This window comes from Streptomyces sp. NPDC001985, from assembly GCF_040296845.1.
Taxonomy (GTDB): domain Bacteria; phylum Actinomycetota; class Actinomycetes; order Streptomycetales; family Streptomycetaceae; genus Streptomyces.
The window spans coordinates 137653-153724 of sequence record NZ_JBEOYB010000007.1 but is presented as its reverse complement, the minus strand read 5'-3'; the positions used below and the strand labels follow the sequence as shown (position 1 = coordinate 153724).

At 73.1% G+C, this 16072-nt stretch carries 12 protein-coding genes; 8 read left to right on the top strand and 4 right to left on the bottom strand.

Annotation, left to right across the window (positions count from 1 at the left end):
* Positions 1-110 precede the first annotated feature (110 nt).
* On the bottom strand, positions 111-308 hold the full coding sequence (locus ABT122_RS05085) for a helix-turn-helix transcriptional regulator (protein WP_351545466.1): 198 nt from the start codon (positions 306-308) through the stop codon (positions 111-113).
* Between the two features lie 213 nt (positions 309-521).
* Positions 522-1433, bottom strand: a complete 912-nt coding sequence (locus tag ABT122_RS05080) for a sugar phosphate isomerase/epimerase family protein (RefSeq protein WP_351545463.1) — start codon at positions 1431-1433, stop codon at positions 522-524.
* Between the two features lie 130 nt (positions 1434-1563).
* Between ABT122_RS05080 and iolC the strand changes: the two genes are divergently transcribed.
* The 5 genes from iolC to ABT122_RS05055 are packed head-to-tail and all read left to right on the top strand — an operon-like array spanning position 1564 to position 7834.
* Positions 1564-2583, top strand: coding sequence for a 5-dehydro-2-deoxygluconokinase (gene iolC, locus ABT122_RS05075; RefSeq protein WP_351545460.1), 1020 nt, complete (start codon positions 1564-1566; stop codon positions 2581-2583).
* Positions 2580-3464 (top strand): Cgl0159 family (beta/alpha)8-fold protein, encoded by an 885-nt coding sequence (locus ABT122_RS05070; RefSeq protein WP_351545457.1) that lies wholly within the window; start codon positions 2580-2582, stop codon positions 3462-3464. Before iolC ends, ABT122_RS05070 begins: the two co-directional genes overlap by 4 nt.
* Positions 3465-3484: 20 nt before the next feature.
* Entirely contained in the window at positions 3485-4417 is a 933-nt protein-coding gene (gene iolB / locus ABT122_RS05065; RefSeq protein WP_351545454.1) for a 5-deoxy-glucuronate isomerase, read from the top strand.
* Positions 4414-6291 carry a 3D-(3,5/4)-trihydroxycyclohexane-1,2-dione acylhydrolase (decyclizing) gene (gene iolD / locus ABT122_RS05060; protein WP_351545451.1) on the top strand — a complete coding sequence of 626 codons (1878 nt, stop codon included), beginning with the start codon at positions 4414-4416 and terminating at the stop codon, positions 6289-6291. Before iolB ends, iolD begins: the two co-directional genes overlap by 4 nt.
* A gap of 40 nt (positions 6292-6331) precedes the next feature.
* Positions 6332-7834, top strand: coding sequence for a CoA-acylating methylmalonate-semialdehyde dehydrogenase (locus ABT122_RS05055; RefSeq protein WP_351545448.1), 1503 nt, complete (start codon positions 6332-6334; stop codon positions 7832-7834).
* Positions 7835-7925: 91 nt separating this feature from the next.
* On the opposite strand, the gene ABT122_RS05050 is transcribed toward ABT122_RS05055, so the two are convergent.
* Positions 7926-9128, bottom strand: a complete 1203-nt coding sequence (locus tag ABT122_RS05050; RefSeq protein WP_351545445.1) for a S8 family peptidase — start codon at positions 9126-9128, stop codon at positions 7926-7928.
* 420 nt (positions 9129-9548) lie between these two features.
* Between ABT122_RS05050 and ABT122_RS05045 the strand changes: the two genes are divergently transcribed.
* Positions 9549-12308 (top strand): alpha/beta fold hydrolase, encoded by a 2760-nt coding sequence (locus ABT122_RS05045; RefSeq protein ID WP_351545442.1) that lies wholly within the window; start codon positions 9549-9551, stop codon positions 12306-12308.
* Positions 12305-13165: an ABC transporter permease gene (locus ABT122_RS05040; RefSeq protein WP_351545439.1), complete on the top strand. Its 861-nt coding sequence runs from the start codon at positions 12305-12307 to the stop codon at positions 13163-13165. Before ABT122_RS05045 ends, ABT122_RS05040 begins: the two co-directional genes overlap by 4 nt.
* A 10-nt stretch (positions 13166-13175) precedes the next feature.
* Here the strand turns inward: ABT122_RS05040 and ABT122_RS05035 are convergent, their stop codons facing one another.
* A complete protein-coding gene (locus ABT122_RS05035) occupies positions 13176-13889 on the bottom strand; it encodes a DNA-binding response regulator (RefSeq protein ID WP_351545436.1) in 714 nt (237 codons plus the stop codon).
* 285 nt (positions 13890-14174) lie between these two features.
* Here ABT122_RS05035 and ABT122_RS05030 point away from each other — a divergent pair, with 285 nt between their 5' ends.
* Positions 14175-15812 (top strand): vWA domain-containing protein, encoded by a 1638-nt coding sequence (locus tag ABT122_RS05030; RefSeq protein WP_351545434.1) that lies wholly within the window; start codon positions 14175-14177, stop codon positions 15810-15812.
* Positions 15813-16072 lie beyond the last annotated feature (260 nt).

The window sequence follows — 16072 nt, the reverse complement described above, 5'->3', positions numbered from 1 at the left end:
TCTTCCCCACCCCGCCGCTCGTCCCATCGCCGCCCGCGGCGGGGCCGGTCGGCCGCGGCCCCCCCCCCCCGGGGGGGGGGCGGGACCGCGGGGTCGTGGGATACGCGGACTCAGTCCCTCCGGCCCTTGTTCCCCGGACGGTTGGCGACCCAGACGCGAATGGTCTCCGCGTACCAGTAGGGCTTGCCGCCCTCCACCCGGTCGGGCGGAGGGAGCAGGCCGTGCTTGCGATAGGTGCGGACGGTGTCGGGCTGGACCCGGATGTGAGCAGCGATGTCCTTGTACGACCAGAGCCTTCGGTCCGTCATCTGTGTGACACCTCCCTGCGCGCGCGGCAGCGGCGGCCGGGGGACCGTCGAAGGACCTGACGCGCGAGCGCTGGCGATCACTGAGCCTGCGCCCAACCAGCGCCGGCGTGGAGGGGGAGAGCGGTGATGTTGAACGGCTGTGACGGAAGGTGCGCGTCATGGAGACATGCGTCATGAGCGGGGGACAACCATGACAGAGGCGGCACGCGCCCCTCAGACCCCGCAGGAGCGCAGAAAACGCCGGGTCCGCCGGGCGATGGGGAACGGCTTCTCCGGCGGGCAGGGATACATGTCCTGCTCGACGATGGCGAAGAGATCCACGTCCAGCGCCCGCGCCGCGCGCAGCACCGGCTCCAGATCCGGCACCCCGGACGGCGGTTCGCACATCACCCCGCGCCCGACGGCGGGCCCGAAGGGCACCTCGTCGGCGATGACCCCGGCGAGGACCTCCGGGTCCACCTGCTTGAGGTGGAGATAGCCGATCCGCTCGCCGTAGGTCTCGATGAGCCGCACGCTGTCGCCGCCGCAGTAGGCGTAGTGCCCGGTGTCCAGACAGAGCGAGACCAGCTCCGGATCGGTGGCGTCCAGGAAGCGGGTGACGTTCTCCTCGCTGTCGACATGGGTGTCGGCGTGCGGGTGGACCACGATCCTCAGCCCGTACCGCTCGCGCACCTCACGGCCGAGCCGCTCGGTCTGAGTGGCGAGATCGCGCCACTGTCCGGGGGTCAGGGTGCGGTCCTCCAGCACCCGGCCGGTCCGGTCGTCCCGCCAGAAGGAGGGGATGACCACCAGATGCGCGGCGCCCATCGCCCGGGTGAGGGCCGCGATGTCCGAGACGTGCGCCCAGGTCTTCTCCCAGACCGCCGGCCCGTGGTGCAGCCCGGTGAAGACCGTCCCGGCGGAGACCCGCAGCCCGCGCCGGGCGGTCTCGTCGGCGAGAACGGCGGGGTCACGGGGGAGATAGCCGTGGGGCCCCAGCTCGATCCACTCGTACCCCGCCTCGGCGACCTCGTCGAGGAAGCGCCGCCAGGGCACCTGCTGAGGGTCGTCGGGAAACCACACTCCCCAGGAATCGGGGGCCGAGCCGACCCGGATGCGGTTCGGGGAGGGGACGGGGGAGGTCATGTCGATGAGCTTTCCGGCCGTCTCGGAAGGGTGTCAAGCCTTGGTCCGAATGTAAGGACAAAATGTTGACAGGGCTCCGGAGTGACCATTAGACCTGAGGTGAGCCGGGCGCCGCACCGAAGGGACGCGCATGACACAGCCGTACGCCCCACCGCCGTACGACGTGATCACCATGGGCCGGATCGGGGTGGACCTCTATCCGCTGCGGACCGGTGTCCCGCTGGCGCAGGCCGACACCTTCGGAAAGTTCCTCGGCGGCTCGGCGGCCAATGTGGCCGTCGGTGCCGCCCGGCTCGGCCGCCGCACGGCGGTGATCACCCGTACCGGGCAGGACGCCTTCGGGGACTACCTCCACCAGGCCCTGGGCGAGTTCGGGGTGGACGACCGCTGGGTGACCCCCGTGTCCGAGTACCCCACCCCCGTCACCTTCTGCGAGATCTTCCCGCCGGACGACTTCCCGCTCTACTTCTACCGGCAGCCCAAGGCCCCCGACCTGGAGATCCACGAGCACGAGCTGGACCTGGCGGCGATCCGCGCCGCGCGGGTCTTCTGGATGACCGGAACCGGACTGTGCGCCGAGCCGAGCAGGACCGCCACCCTGGCCGCCCTCGCCCACCGCGACCGCTCCGGGACCACCGTCTTCGACCTCGACTGGCGCCCCATGTTCTGGCAGGACCCCGCCGAGGCCCGCCCGCACTACCGCGCGGCGCTGGCCCACGCCACGGTCGCCGTCGGCAATCTGGAGGAGTGCGGCATCGCCACCGGCCGGAGCGAGCCGCTCGCGGCGGCGCGGGCCCTGCTCGCCGCCGGGGTGGAGCTGGCCGTGGTCAAACAGGGCCCCGACGGTGTGCTCGCCCTCCACCGCGACGGCACCCGGGCCGAGGTCCCGCCCGTCCCCGTCGAGGTGGTCAACGGGCTCGGCGCGGGCGACGCGTTCGGCGGCGCGCTCTGCCACGGGCTGCTCTCCGGCCTGCCCCTGGAGCAGACCATGCGGTACGCGAACGCCGCCGGCGCGATCGTGGCCTCCCGGCTCGCCTGCTCGTCCGCGATGCCGTACGCGCCGGAGGTCGAGCAGGTCCTCGCGGGCGGCCCCGTCCCGCCCGGCCCGCCGCTCCCGGGCGGTGGCGCCGCGCCGGGGGACACCTCATGAGCCGGGTCGACATCGCCGAACTGGTCGGCATCCGCACCCGCCACCCCGAGGCCGTGGCCGAGGCCGCCGGCCGCCGGGCCCGGCGCAGCGGGCTCCTCGGCGACAGCGGCCGGCTGATGATCATCGCCGCCGACCACCCGGCTCGCGGCGCACTCTCCGTCGGCGACAGCAGACTGGCCATGGCCAACCGCCTCGACCTGCTCGAACGGCTCTGTCTCGCCCTCTCCCGCCCCGGAGTCGACGGCGTCCTCGGCACCGCCGACATCCTCGACGACCTGCTCCTCCTCGGCGCCCTCGACAACAAGATCGTCATCGGGTCGATGAACCGGGGCGGTCTGGCCGGAGCCTCCTTCGAACTGGACGACCGCTTCACCGGCCACCGCGCCCAGGATCTCCACCGCCTGGGCTTCGACGCCGGCAAACTGCTGCTCCGGATCGACTACCAGGACCCCGGATCGCTCGACACCCTCCACTCCACCGCCCGCGCGGTGGACGAGATGGCCGAGCGCCGGCTCCCCGTCTTCATCGAGCCCTTCATCTGCCACCGCGTCGGCGGCCGGCTCCACACCGACCTCGGCGCGGAGGCGGTCACCCGGTCCATCGCCATCGCCTCCGGTCTGGCCGGCACCTCCGCGTACAGCTGGCTGAAGGTCCCGGTCACCGACGACCCCGCCGACATGGCGGCCGTGATGGAGACCTCCACGCTCCCCGCCGTCCTCCTCGGCGGCGAGATCGGGGACGATCAGGACGGTGCGTACGAGAAGTGGCGCGGCGCGCTCCGGCTGCCCACGGTGCAGGGGCTCGTGGTGGGCCGTTCGCTGCTCTACCCGGTCGACGGGAATGTCGCCGGCGCGGTCGACACGGCCGTAGGACTGCTCTAGCAGGCACCCAGGGAGAGGTCATGAGCACCCACGACAGACACCGGCCGGCCGCCCCGGACCGCGACGGACCGCCGGCCGCCCCGGACCGCTACGTTCCGGCGGGCAGCGCGGCCGATGGCCCGTACGCGCTCCGGATCGGCCCCGAGGAGGCCGGCTGGGCGCACTCCGCCCTGCGGGTGCTGGAGCTCGCTCCGGGCGCGGCGCACTTTCTGGACACCGGTGACAGCGAGTGGATCGTGCTTCCGCTCCAGGGCGGCTGCACCGTACGGACCGAGGATGAGACGTTTGAACTCCTGGGCAGGCGGAGCGTGTTCAGCGGAGTCACCGACTTCGCCTATCTGCCGCGCGATGCCCGGGCACAGATCGCCTCCGGCGCGGGAGGCCGCTTCGCCCTGGCAGGAGCGAAGTGCGGGCGACGACTCCCCGCCCGCTACGGCCCCGCGCCGGAGGTACCGGTCGAGCTGCGCGGCGCGGGGACCTGCTCCCGCCAGGTCAACAACTTCGCCGCCGCCGACACCTTCGACTGCGACCGGCTGATCGCCGTCGAAGTGCTCACCCCCGGCGGCAACTGGTCCTCCTATCCGCCGCACAAGCACGACCACCACCAGCCGGGCGTCGAGTCGGAGCTGGAGGAGATCTACTACTTCGAGATCGACGGCGGCGGCCTCGGCTACCACCGGGTCTCCCCGTCCCGCCCCGGCGGCACCGATGTCCTCGCCGAGGTCCGCACCGGGGACGCCGTGCTCATCCCCGACGGCTGGCACGGCCCGTCGATCGCCTCGCCCGGCCGCGCCATGTACTACCTCAATGTGATGGCGGGCCCGGGCACCGGCCGCGAGTGGCTGATCCGCGACCATCCGGACCACGGCTGGGTCCGCTCCACCTGGCCCGGCCAGCCGGTCGACCCCCGGCTGCCGCTGTACGCGCCGACCACCGGGGAGAAGAGCCGATGACAGCGCGCAGGCTCACCGTCGCCCAGGCCCTGGTCACCTTTCTCACCCGCCAGTACACCGAGCGGGACGGCCGGCGCCACCGGCTGATCAGCGCCGCCTGGGGCATCTTCGGCCATGGCAATGTGGCCGGTATCGGCCAGGCGCTGGTGGAGTCGGGCACCGGTCCCGGCGCGCCGCTGCCGTTCGTCCAGGGCCGTAACGAACAGGCCATGGTCCACGCGGCGGTCGGCTACGCCCGGCAGTCCCGCAGGCTCTCCGCCCACGCCGTCACCACCTCCATCGGCCCCGGCGCCACCAACCTCGTCACGGGCGCGGCCCTCGCCACCGTCAACCGCCTGCCCGTGCTGCTGCTGCCCGGCGACACCTTCGCCACCCGTCCCGCCGACCCCGTGCTCCAGCAGCTCGAAACCCCCTGGGCCGGGGACCTCTCGGTCAACGACACCCTGCGCCCGGTCTCCCGCTACTTCGACCGGATCACCCGCCCCGAGGCGCTGATCCCGGCCGCGCTCCAGGCGATGCGTGTGCTGGCCGACCCCGCCGAGACCGGCGCGGTGACCCTGGCCCTGCCCCAGGACGTACAGACCGAGGCGTACGACTGGCCCGAGGAGTTCCTCGCCGAGCGGATCTGGCGGGTCGGCCGCCCGAGGCCGGATCTCGACGCCCTGGCGGAGGCCCGGCGGGCGCTGGCCGGTGCGCGCCGGCCGCTGCTCGTCGCCGGCGGCGGCGTCCGCCACAGCGAGGCCGAGGGAGCGCTCCGGGACTTCGCCGACGCGACCGGCGTCCCGGTCGCCTCCACCCAGGCGGGCAAGGGCTCCCTGCCCCACGACCACCCCGGCGATCTCGGGGGCGTCGGCCACACCGGCACCGGGGTCGCCGACGAACTGGCCCGGGGCGCGGATCTGGTGATCGGCGTCGGCACCCGCTGGTCCGACTTCACCACCGCCTCGGCCACCCTCTTCCAGAACCCCGCAGTCCGTTTCCTGAACCTCAACATCACCTCGTTCGACGCCCATAAGATGGCCGGCCTCTCCCTGGTCGCGGACGCCCGCGCGGCCCTCGCCGAACTCGCCGGCGGCTACCGCGTCCCGCCCGCGTACGCGTCGGAGTACCGCGCGGGCAAGGAGCGCTGGGGACGGCGCGTCGACGCGGCGTACGCGCACGGGGACCCGGACGCCCGCCCCACCCAGACCCAGGTGCTGGGCATCCTGGACTCCCTGGTCGACGGCGACGACATCGTGATCAACGCGGCGGGTTCGCTCCCCGGGGATCTCCACAGGCTCTGGCGCGCCCGCTCGGCCGACCAGTACCACGTCGAGTACGGCTACTCCTGCATGGGATACGAGATCCCGGCGGCGATCGGCACCGCGATGGCCGCGCCCGGCCGGCCCGTCTGGGCGCTCGTCGGCGACGGCACGTATCTGATGAACCCCACCGAGATCGTCACCGCCGTCCAGGAGAACATCCCCGTGAAGGTGGTGATCCTCCAGAACCACGGCTACGCCTCGATCGGCGGCCTCTCCGCCCAGGTCGGGGCCGAGGGGTTCGGCACCGCCTACCGGTACCGCGCCCCCGACGGCACCTACACCGGCGATCCGCTCCCCGTCGACCTGGCCGCCAACGCCGCCGCCCTCGGGCTGCGCGTTCTGCGCGCGCGGACCGTGCGCGACCTGCGGGAAGCCCTCGCCGAAGCCCGTGCGGCGGATGTCCCCACAGGTGTCTATGTCGAGACCGAAACGGCAGACACAGTGTCGGGCGCGCCCCCCGCGCAGGCGTGGTGGGATGTTCCCGTGGCGCAGACCGCGACCCGTCCGGCCGCGGTCACGGCCCGGGAGGAGTACGAGCGCCAGGTCGCGGCCCGCCGCCGTCAGCTGTGAAGAGACCGGGTATCCGGCATCTGTGAAGGAGCCTTCCGCCATGACGAAGACCGTCCACCACTGGATCGGCGGCCAGACCGTCGAGGGCGCCTCCGGCAACTGGGGCCCGGTCACCGACCCGGCGACCGGGGAGGTCACCACCGAGGTGGCGCTGGCCTCCGCCGACGAGGTCGGCGCCGCCGTCGCGGCGGCCAGGGCCGCCTACGCCGACTGGGGCACCTCCTCGCTCTCCCTGCGCACCTCGGTCCTCTTCCGCTACCGGGCCCTGCTGGACGCGCACCGGGACGACATCGCGGCGCTGATCACGGCCGAGCACGGCAAGGTGCACTCCGACGCGCTGGGCGAGGTCGCGCGCGGCCTGGAGATCGTCGAGCTGGCCTGCGGCATCACCACCCAGCTCAAGGGTGAGCTGTCGACCCAGGTGTCCAGCCGGGTCGATGTCGCCTCGATCCGCCAGCCGCTCGGGGTGGTCGCGGGCATCACCCCGTTCAACTTCCCGGCGATGGTGCCGATGTGGATGTTCCCGCTCGCCGTCGCCTGCGGGAACACCTTTGTCCTCAAGCCGAGCGAGAAGGACCCCTCGGCGGCGGATCTGCTGGCCCGGCTCGCCACCGAGGCGGGGCTGCCGGACGGGGTGCTCAATGTGGTCCACGGCGACAAGGTCGCGGTGGACGCCCTGCTCCACCACCCCGATGTCGCGGCGGTGTCCTTCGTCGGCTCCACCCCCATCGCCCGCTACATCCACACCACCGCCGCCGCCAACGGCAAGCGGGTCCAGGCGCTCGGCGGCGCCAAGAACCACATGCTGGTCCTCCCCGACGCGGACCTGGACGCGGCGGCGGACGCGGCCGTCTCGGCGGCGTACGGCTCCGCCGGCGAGCGCTGCATGGCGATCTCCGCGGTGGTGGCGCTGGACTCGATCGCCGACGCCCTGGTGGAGAAGATCCGCGAGCGCGCCGAGAAGATCAGGATCGGCCCCGGCGACGACCCCTCCTCCGAGATGGGCCCGCTGATCACCAGGGCGCACCGGGACAAGGTGGCCTCCTATGTGACGGGCGCGGCGGCCCAGGGCGCCGAGGTCGTGCTCGACGGCACGGGCCACACGGTCGAGGGGTACGAGGGCGGCCACTGGATCGGGCTCTCGCTGCTCGACCGGGTCTCCACCGACTCCGACGCGTACCGCGATGAGATCTTCGGCCCGGTGCTCTGTGTCCTGCGCGCGGCCACGTACGACGAGGGGGTGGCGCTCATCAACGCCTCCCCGTACGGCAACGGCACGGCCGTCTTCACCCGCGACGGCGGCGCGGCCCGCCGCTTCCAGCTGGAGGTGGAGGCGGGCATGGTCGGGGTGAATGTCCCGATCCCGGTCCCCGTCGGCTACCACTCCTTCGGCGGCTGGAAGGACTCGCTCTTCGGCGACCACCACATCTACGGCAACGACGGGGTGCACTTCTACACCCGGGGCAAGGTGGTGACCACCCGCTGGCCGGACCCGTCCGAGCCGCACGCGGGCGTCGATCTGGGCTTCCCCCGCAACGACTGAGCCACCGCCCGGGCACGACGGCCCGTGCGTACGACGGCCCCCGGGCGCGCCGGCACCTGCCGCGCCCGGGGGCCTCAGCGTCCGGGCGGGGCTAGAAGAGCGAGTACAGCAGCTTGTTCGGCGAACCGGTCCGCGGGTCCGTGACCTTGTTGTTCGTCGCGTTGTTCACGATCGCGTCCCGGACCTGGACCGGGGTCGCGGACGGGTTCGACGCCAGATGCAGCGCGGCGACACCCGCCGCGTGCGGGGCGGCCATCGAGGTGCCGGAGATGGTGTTGGTGGCGGTGTCGCTGGTGCGCCAGGCGGAGGTGACGCTCACCCCGGGGGCGAAGAGGTCGAGGCAGGTGCCGAAGTTGGAGAACGACGCCCTGCGGTCGGTCCGGTCCGTCGCGCCGACCGTGATCGCCTCGGGGACGCGGGCGGGGGAGTAGTTGCAGGCGTTCTGCGGGGTGCCGAAGGCATCGCCGTTGCCCGCGGCCACCGCGTAGCTGATGCCGGAGGCTATGGAGCGCTTCACCGCGTTGTCGAGGCTGGTGTTGGCGCCGCCGCCGAGGCTCATATTGGCCACGGCGGGCTTCCTGGCGTTGGCGGTGACCCAGTCGACGCCCGCGATGACCCCGGCGGTCGTGCCGGAGCCCTGACAGTTGAGCACGCGCACGGCGATGAGATTGACGTTCTTGGCGACGCCGTACAGGCTGCCGCCGACCGTGCCCGCGACATGGGTCCCGTGGCCCTGACAGTCCTGGCCGTTCTGCCCGCCGCCCACGGTGTCCGTGCCGACGCTCGCCCGCCCGCCGAACTCGCCGTGGCTGGTGCGAATCCCGGTGTCGATGATGTACGCGTTCACACCGGCGGCCCCGGTGTTGTAGGTGTACGTGGTGGAGAGCGGCAGATCGCGCTGGTCGATCCGGTCGATTCCCCAGGTCGCGTTGGTCTGGGTCGCGGTGAGGGAGACCTTGGAGTCCTGCTCGACATAGGCCACCCGGGGGTCGGCGGCGAGCTGCCGTGCCTTCGTGGTGGACATCTTCGCGGAGAAGCCCTTGAGTGCGCTGCGGTAGGTGTGCCGGGGCGTGACACCCAGATCGGCGGCGCGGGCGGAGCCGTCCTTCAGGACGACGATCCAACTGCCGGGTACGGCGGTCGCCGTGGGGGCGAGACGGAGGTCGCCGTTCGGGGCGACGGGCGCGGTGGCGCCCTGTGCGCTCGGGGAGACGGCGAACTGGAGACCTGCTGCGAGTGCGACTGCGGGGAGCAGCGCGCCGATGCGGCGGGCGGTGGATCTCATCTCGTGCACCTGACCTTTCGTTGACCGGATCTCGGGCAAGTACGGGTGTGCGGGGTGCCGGAAGGTGCGGACGCGGCGAACAGCCTCTCGTGATAATGAACATGACACAAGAGGGAGTCGCTGATCCCTGCTTCCGGCCGCCCGGCGGAGGGGCGCCGGCCCGGTGGTCCCGGGGCTCCGGGTGGAGGGGCGCCGGCCCGGTGGTCCCGGGCACCCGGTGGAGGCCCTGCGGACCGGCAGGCCGGCGGGCCGGGGCGCGGCGCCCGGCGACGCGGGCCCGGGCCCCTGTGGCGTGCGTCACCCTGATGTCCGCCCCCCGCCGCGTACCACGGGCGGTGTACGGCCGGAGTCCGCCTACTCCCCGGGGAGACGCTGGACTCCGACTGGAGACAGCCCGGACCCCGGGCACACTCCGCTTAGGGTTTCCTCATGAAGATCCGACTTCCCCGGCCCCGCCACCGCGGCCGATGGCTCGCGGGCGCCGCCGCCCTGGCCGTCGTCGCGAGCGCGGGCACCTGGACCGCGGTCGCCGATGACGACGCCCCGAGCGTGCACCGCGAGGACCGGACGCACACCATGCCGGGGGCGCAGATCGACACCTCCTACTTCACCTCCGGCGACCGGGACCGCCGCCGCCCCGCCGTGCTCCTCGGGCACGGCTTCGGCGGCAGCAAGAGCGATGTGCGCGCCCAGGCCGAGGGGCTCGCCCGCGACGGCTACGCCGTACTGACCTGGTCCGCCCGGGGCTTCGGCGCCTCCACCGGAAAGATCGGGCTCAACGACCCCGACTTCGAGGTCAAGGATGTCTCCCGGCTGATCGACTGGCTCGCGAAACGCCCCGAAATACAGCTCGACTCGGACGGCGACCCCCGTGTCGGCCTCGCCGGCGCCTCCTACGGCGGCGCGATCTCGCTGCTCGCCGCCGGACACGACGACCGCGTCGACGCCATCGCACCCTCCATCACCTACTGGAACCTCGCCGACGCCCTCTTCCCGAGCGGTGTCTTCAAGAAGCTCTGGGCGGGCATCTTCTTCTCCACCGGCTCGGCCGAAGCCCCCGGCCGGACCCCGGCCGGCGACACCCCGGCCGGCACCCGCCCGCAGGACCCGCCCGCCGTCGGGGGTGCCCCGGGAGCGTCGGGGACCCCGGACCGGGCCGCGAACCCCGCCGGCTGCGGCGACTTCCAGCCCGAACTCTGCGCCATGTACGAGCGGATCGCCGTCTCCGGGAAGCCGGACACCGCCGCCCGCGAACTGCTGGAGAGCCGCAGCCCCTCCGCCGTCGGCGACCGGATCAAGGTCCCCACCCTGATCGTCCAGGGCCAGTCGGACTCACTCTTCCCCCTCTCCCACGCCGACGCCATGGCCGAGCGGATCAGCGCCAACGGCGCTCCCGTCGCCGTCGACTGGATCTCCGGCGGCCACGACGGCGGCGACAGCGAGTCCACCCGGATCGAGAACCGGGTCAGCGCCTGGTTCGACCGCCACCTCCAGCAGGACACGAGCGCCGACACCGGACCCGCCTTCCGTGTCAGCCGCACCGGAGGCGTCGACTCCACCGACGGCCGGGCCCTGCTGCGCGGAGCGCACGCCGCCCGCTACCCGGGTCTGGACAACGGCACCCGGACCGTCCCGCTCGGGGCGGGCGAACAGAGCTTCTCCAACCCGGCCGGCGCCACCCCGCCCGCCATCTCCGCCGTCCCCGGGCTCAGCGGCGGCCTCGGCAGCCTCTCCTCCTTCGGTGTCGGCCTCTCACTCGACTTCCCCGGGCAGCACGCCCGCTTCGACTCCCAGCCCCTGAAGAGCTCCCTGCGCATCACCGGCTCCCCCTCCATCCGCGTCAAGGTCGCCTCCACCACCGGTGAGGCGGTCCTCTTCGGCAAGGTCTACGACGTCGGCCCCGACGGCCGGCAGCAGGTCCTCCCCTCCCAGCTCGTCGCCCCCGTCCGGATCGACGGCGCCCGCCAGGGCAAGGAGGTCACCCTGACCCTGCCCGCCGTCGACCACGAGGTCGACGCTGGCCACCGGCTGCGGCTCGTCCTCGCCGCGACCGACCTCGGCTACGCCTCCCCCGCGGCCCCCGCCCGCTACACCGTCGGCCTCACCGGCGCCGGTGAACTGGCCGTGCCCACCGCACCCGCCGTGAAGACCCAGGCCGCCGGGCTGCCCTGGTGGACCTGGGGCCTCCCGGCCGCCGGAGCCGTCATCGCCGCCGGTCTCCTCCTCACCGCCCGCAGGCGCGCCGTCGCCCCCGCGCCCGACCCCGAGCGCGCCGATGTCCCCCTGGAGATCACCGGTCTCACCAAGCGGTACGCCAAGTCCGCCGACCGCTACGCCGTCCAGCAGCTCTCCTTCCGCGTCGACAAGGGCCAGGTCCTCGGACTCCTCGGACCCAATGGCGCCGGCAAGACCACCACCCTCCGCATGCTGATGGGACTGATCCGGCCCGACGAGGGCGAGATCCGGGTCTTCGGCCACGCCATCCGCCCCGGTGCGCCCGTGCTCTCCCGCGTCGGCGCGTTCGTCGAGGGCGCCGGCTTCCTGCCGCATCTCTCGGGCCGCGACAATCTGGAGCTGTACTGGCGCGCCACCGGCCGCCCCGCCGAGGACGCCCATATCGAGGAGGCCCTGGAGATCGCCGGCCTGGGCGACGCCCTCGCCCGCGCGGTGCGCACCTACTCGCAGGGCATGCGGCAGCGGCTCGCCATCGCCCAGGCCATGCTGGGGATGCCGGATCTGCTCATCCTCGACGAGCCGACCAACGGACTCGACCCGCCGCAGATCCGCGAGATGCGGGATGTCATGATCCGCTACGCGGCCGCCGGCCGTACCGTCATCGTCTCCAGTCACCTCCTCTCCGAGGTCGAACAGTCCTGCACCCATCTCGTGGTCATGGACCGGGGCCGGCTGGTGCAGGCCGGACCGGTCGCCGAGATCACCGGCGAGAGCGACATCCTGCTGGTGACCACCGCCGCCGAGGTCTCCGAGCCGGTGGTCGAGAAGATCGCCGCGCTCCCGGGCATCGGCTCCGCCCAGCGGGTGGACGAGGGTCTGCTCGTGCGTCTCGACGGAATCACCGCCACCGGCCTGATCGGCGAACTCGTCCGGCTGGACGTCCCGCTGACCGGTGTCGGCCCGCACCGCCGCCTGGAAGACGCCTTCCTCACCCTGATCGGAGGTTCCGCATGAGCACGCTGACCGAATCGGCCCCCGGCTACCGCGCCCGGCACACCCTGCCCCTGCGCGTGGAGGCGGTACGGCAGCTGAAGCGGCGCCGGACCATGGTGATGGCGGGCATCCTGGCGGCTCTGCCCCTGGTCCTCATCGTCGCCTTCGCCATCGGCGGCAGCCCCGGCGAGGGCGAGGTGGACGACCGCATCACCCTGATGGACACGGCGACCGCCTCCGGCGTCAACTTCGCCGCCACCTGTCTGTTCGCCTCGGCGGGCTTTCTGCTGGTGGTTCCGGTGGCGCTGTTCCACGGCGACACCGTGGCCTCGGAGGCCAACTGGTCCTCCCTGCGCTATCTGCTGGCCGCCCCCGTCCCGCGCACCCGGCTCCTCTGGTCCAAGCTGGCGGTGGCGCTCGGCTTCAGTGCCGCCGCGATGGTGCTGCTGCCGCTGATCGCCCTGGTCGCCGGAACCATCGCCTACGGGTGGGGCCCGCTGAAACTTCCCACGGGCGGCTCCCTCGCCACCGGCGAGACCCTGCCCCGGCTGGCCCTGGTCGTGGTCTTCATCTTCCTCTCCCAACTCGTCACCGCCGGACTGGCGTTCTGGCTCTCCACCAAGACCGACGCCCCGCTGGGCGCGGTCGGCGGAGCGGTCGGGCTGACCATCGTCGGCAATGTGCTGGACGCGGTCACCGCGCTCGGCGACTGGCGCGAGGTGCTTCCCGCCCACTGGCAGTTCGCCTGGATCGACGCGCTCCAGCCGCAGTTGGAGTGGAGCGGCATGGTGAAGGGCGCCGCCGTTTCCGTCGCCTACGCCCTGGTGCTCTTCGCGCTCGCCTTCCGGAACTTCTCCCGCAAGGACATCGTGTCCTGACCGACGGCGGTCAGACCCAGCCCCGACGAGCCGCTTCCGCTCCCGCCCGGAAGCGGCTCGTCGTGCCGAGGGCCGAGAGCAACTCGCCCACCCGGCGGCTGTAGGTCCGGCCGGACACCCCGAGCCGGGTGGCCGCCGCCTCGTCCGTGAGCCCCGCCATCAGCGCCTGGAGCACCGGGCGCAGATGAGCCGGTGCCGCCCGGGCCGCTAGGCCGCCCCCGCCCGGCTCCTCACCCATCTCCCACCACGCGCGATGTGTGCGCACCAGGGTCTGGACCATCACCGGGTCCCGGATCACCAGCACGCCGTGGTGATAGACATCCAGATCGAGCGGGACCGCCGCCACGGCGCGGTCGGCGACGATTATGTGGAACGGGATGGACTCCGTGACCCGGGCATCCCCCGGCCGGTGCCAGCGCTCGCCGGTGTGCGCCAGACGCGCGAGACCGCGCCGGGGCGCGACCCAGCGGACCGTGGCGGTCCGGGGCGCGGACTCGTGCACACACGACCCGACCGACTGGAGGAAGGGCTCGGGCCCGCCCTGGCCGAGCGCGCCCGCCGGATCGTCGAAGCTGAGCAGCTCATGGCGCGCGGCCCGGACCACCCGCTTGAGAGCCGCGCTGACATCGTCAGCCCCGTGCACCTGCCGCCCCCGTGCCTTCCGCAGGACGGACCTCGGCACCTCCCCGCAGAGCACAGTGCCCGGAATCATTGCCAGTGACATGGCACATCACCCCCCGCTGTTCCGTGCAGACGCACAGCCCGTCCCCCCGGACCCATGCGTGTACTCCATGTACGCACACGACCTCTCACCGTGACAAGCGGCCGATCGAGGGATGGCGAGTCCTTGCCACCGCCGGCCGGAGGGGAACGCGGCAACTCGCGGCGGCCGTTGTGGATTTGAGACAGATTCGCAACATCGCCGACCGGTCCTGCGGCCCGCGCCGCACGTCACACCGACACCTGCTGAGGACCGGCCGACGGCCGGCCGACGACCGAGGGAGTCCGGATGCACCGTCGTACCAGGACACACCGCCGTGCCGGGAAGCACAGAGGAGTGGTGGCCGCGCTGCTGGCGGGCGGTCTGCTCCTGACCGCCGGGTGCAGCTCCGGAGGCCAGAGCGACCGGGGCTCCGCACAGCCCGCCGCCGAGCGCAAGGGCGCCGGTTCCGGCTCGGGCTCGGGCTCCGGTTCCGGGGCGGGCCCCGGCGGCGGGGGGAGTGCCGTCCAGGCACCCGCCCCCGATCAGGACCATGAGCTGTCGCGGGAGGACGGCTACGCGAAACGCAAGGCCCCGGACTACCTCTCCACCTTCGCCCTCGACGTCGACACCGCTTCCTACGCCTACGCGCGCCGCACCCTTCAGGACGGCCGCCGCCCCGACCCCGCCGGCATCCGCCCCGAGGAGTTCGTCAACAGCTTCCGGCAGGACTACCCGAGGCCGGAGGGCGACGGCTTCTCGGTGACGGTCGACGGCGCGGCCCTCCGGGGCACCGAGGGCGAGCTGCGCGGCGGCACCGGAGGGGAGGAGGAGAGCGGGGAGTGGTCGCTGGTCCGGGTCGGCCTCGCCACCCGCCCCGGTGCCGCGGGCACCCGCCCGCCCGCCGCGCTCACCTTCGTCATCGACGTATCCGGCTCCATGGCCGAGCCCGGCAGGCTCGACCTGGTCCGCACCTCGCTCGGAGTCCTCACCGACGAACTGCGCGACGACGACTCCATCGCCGTGGTCACCTTCAGCGGCCGGGCCGAGACCCGGTTGCCGATGACCCGGCTCGACGGCAACCGCGACCGGGTCCACCGGGTCATCGAGGCCCTGGAGCCGGCCGACTCCACCCATGTGGAGGCCGGGGTGCGCACCGGATACGAGACGGCGGTCGACGGCCACCGCCGGGGGGCCACCAACCGGGTGGTCCTGCTCTCCGACGCCCTCGCCAACACCGGTGAGACCCGGGCCGACGCCATCCTCGAACAGATCGGCGACGCCCGCCGCGAGTACGGCATCACCCTCTTCGGCGTGGGTGTCGGCAGCGACTACGGCGACGCGCTGATGGAGCGGCTCGCCGACAAGGGCGACGGGCACACCACCTATGTCTCCACCGAGGAGGAGGCCGAGCGGGTCTTCCGCGATCAACTGCCCGTCCATGTGGAGCTGCGAGCGCGCGATGTGAAGGCGCAGGTGGCGTTCGAGCAGGAGACCGTCGAGCGGTTCCGGCTGATCGGCTACGAGAACCGGGAGGTCGCGGACGAGGACTTCCGCGACGACCGGGTCGACGGCGGGGAGGTCGGCCCCGGGCACACGGTGACGGCGCTCTATGCCGTGCGGCTCCGGCCGGGGGCGAGCGGGCGGATAGCGGAGGCGACCGTGCGGTGGCTCGATCCGGAGACCCGTGCCCCTCGGGAGGAGTCGGGGGTGATCGGCACGAGCGGGGTGCGCAAGGCGCTGTGGGGCGGAGCGTCGGCCCGGTTCCAGGTCGCGGCGGTCGCCGCGTACTTCGCGGGAAGTCTGCGCGATGAGCGGATACCGGGGGCGCCGAGCCTCGGGGAGCTGGGGGAGCGGGCTCGTGCGCTGGCCGAGAGCACGGAGGACAGCGCGGTGCGGGAGCTGGCCGAGACGATAGACCGGGCGCACCGCCCGTCCGCGTACTGACCCGTTCCGCGTACTGACCCGTCCGCCCCGGCGGGGTTCCGGTGGCCGGTCCCCCGCTTCCCCGGATGAAGCGGGGGGAGTCGAGGGGCGGGGACCCTGTGCGACCGGTCCCCGCCCGGTGCGGGCTGAGGTGCGGCTGCGGCGGGCCGTGGTCGGGTGCCGGCCCTCGCACCCGGGCTGGGGTGGGTCGCGGTCGGGTGCCGGCCCTCGCACCCGGGCTGGGGTGGGTCGCGGTCGGGTGCCGGCCACCGAACCCCCAC

What these genes read in the sequence shown, in the direction of transcription:
- ABT122_RS05085 (WP_351545466.1), bottom strand. Translation starts at nt 308, where the DNA reads ATGACGGACCGAAGGCTCTGGTCGTACAAGGACATCGCTGCTCACATC.
- ABT122_RS05080 (WP_351545463.1), bottom strand. Translation starts at nt 1,433, where the DNA reads ATGACCTCCCCCGTCCCCTCCCCGAACCGCATCCGGGTCGGCTCGGCC.
- iolC (WP_351545460.1), top strand. Translation starts at nt 1,564, where the DNA reads ATGACACAGCCGTACGCCCCACCGCCGTACGACGTGATCACCATGGGC.
- ABT122_RS05070 (WP_351545457.1), top strand. Translation starts at nt 2,580, where the DNA reads ATGAGCCGGGTCGACATCGCCGAACTGGTCGGCATCCGCACCCGCCAC.
- iolB (WP_351545454.1), top strand. Translation starts at nt 3,485, where the DNA reads ATGAGCACCCACGACAGACACCGGCCGGCCGCCCCGGACCGCGACGGA.
- iolD (WP_351545451.1), top strand. Translation starts at nt 4,414, where the DNA reads ATGACAGCGCGCAGGCTCACCGTCGCCCAGGCCCTGGTCACCTTTCTC.
- ABT122_RS05055 (WP_351545448.1), top strand. Translation starts at nt 6,332, where the DNA reads ATGACGAAGACCGTCCACCACTGGATCGGCGGCCAGACCGTCGAGGGC.
- ABT122_RS05045 (WP_351545442.1), top strand. Translation starts at nt 9,549, where the DNA reads ATGAAGATCCGACTTCCCCGGCCCCGCCACCGCGGCCGATGGCTCGCG.
- ABT122_RS05040 (WP_351545439.1), top strand. Translation starts at nt 12,305, where the DNA reads ATGAGCACGCTGACCGAATCGGCCCCCGGCTACCGCGCCCGGCACACC.
- ABT122_RS05035 (WP_351545436.1), bottom strand. Translation starts at nt 13,889, where the DNA reads ATGTCACTGGCAATGATTCCGGGCACTGTGCTCTGCGGGGAGGTGCCG.
- ABT122_RS05030 (WP_351545434.1), top strand. Translation starts at nt 14,175, where the DNA reads ATGCACCGTCGTACCAGGACACACCGCCGTGCCGGGAAGCACAGAGGA.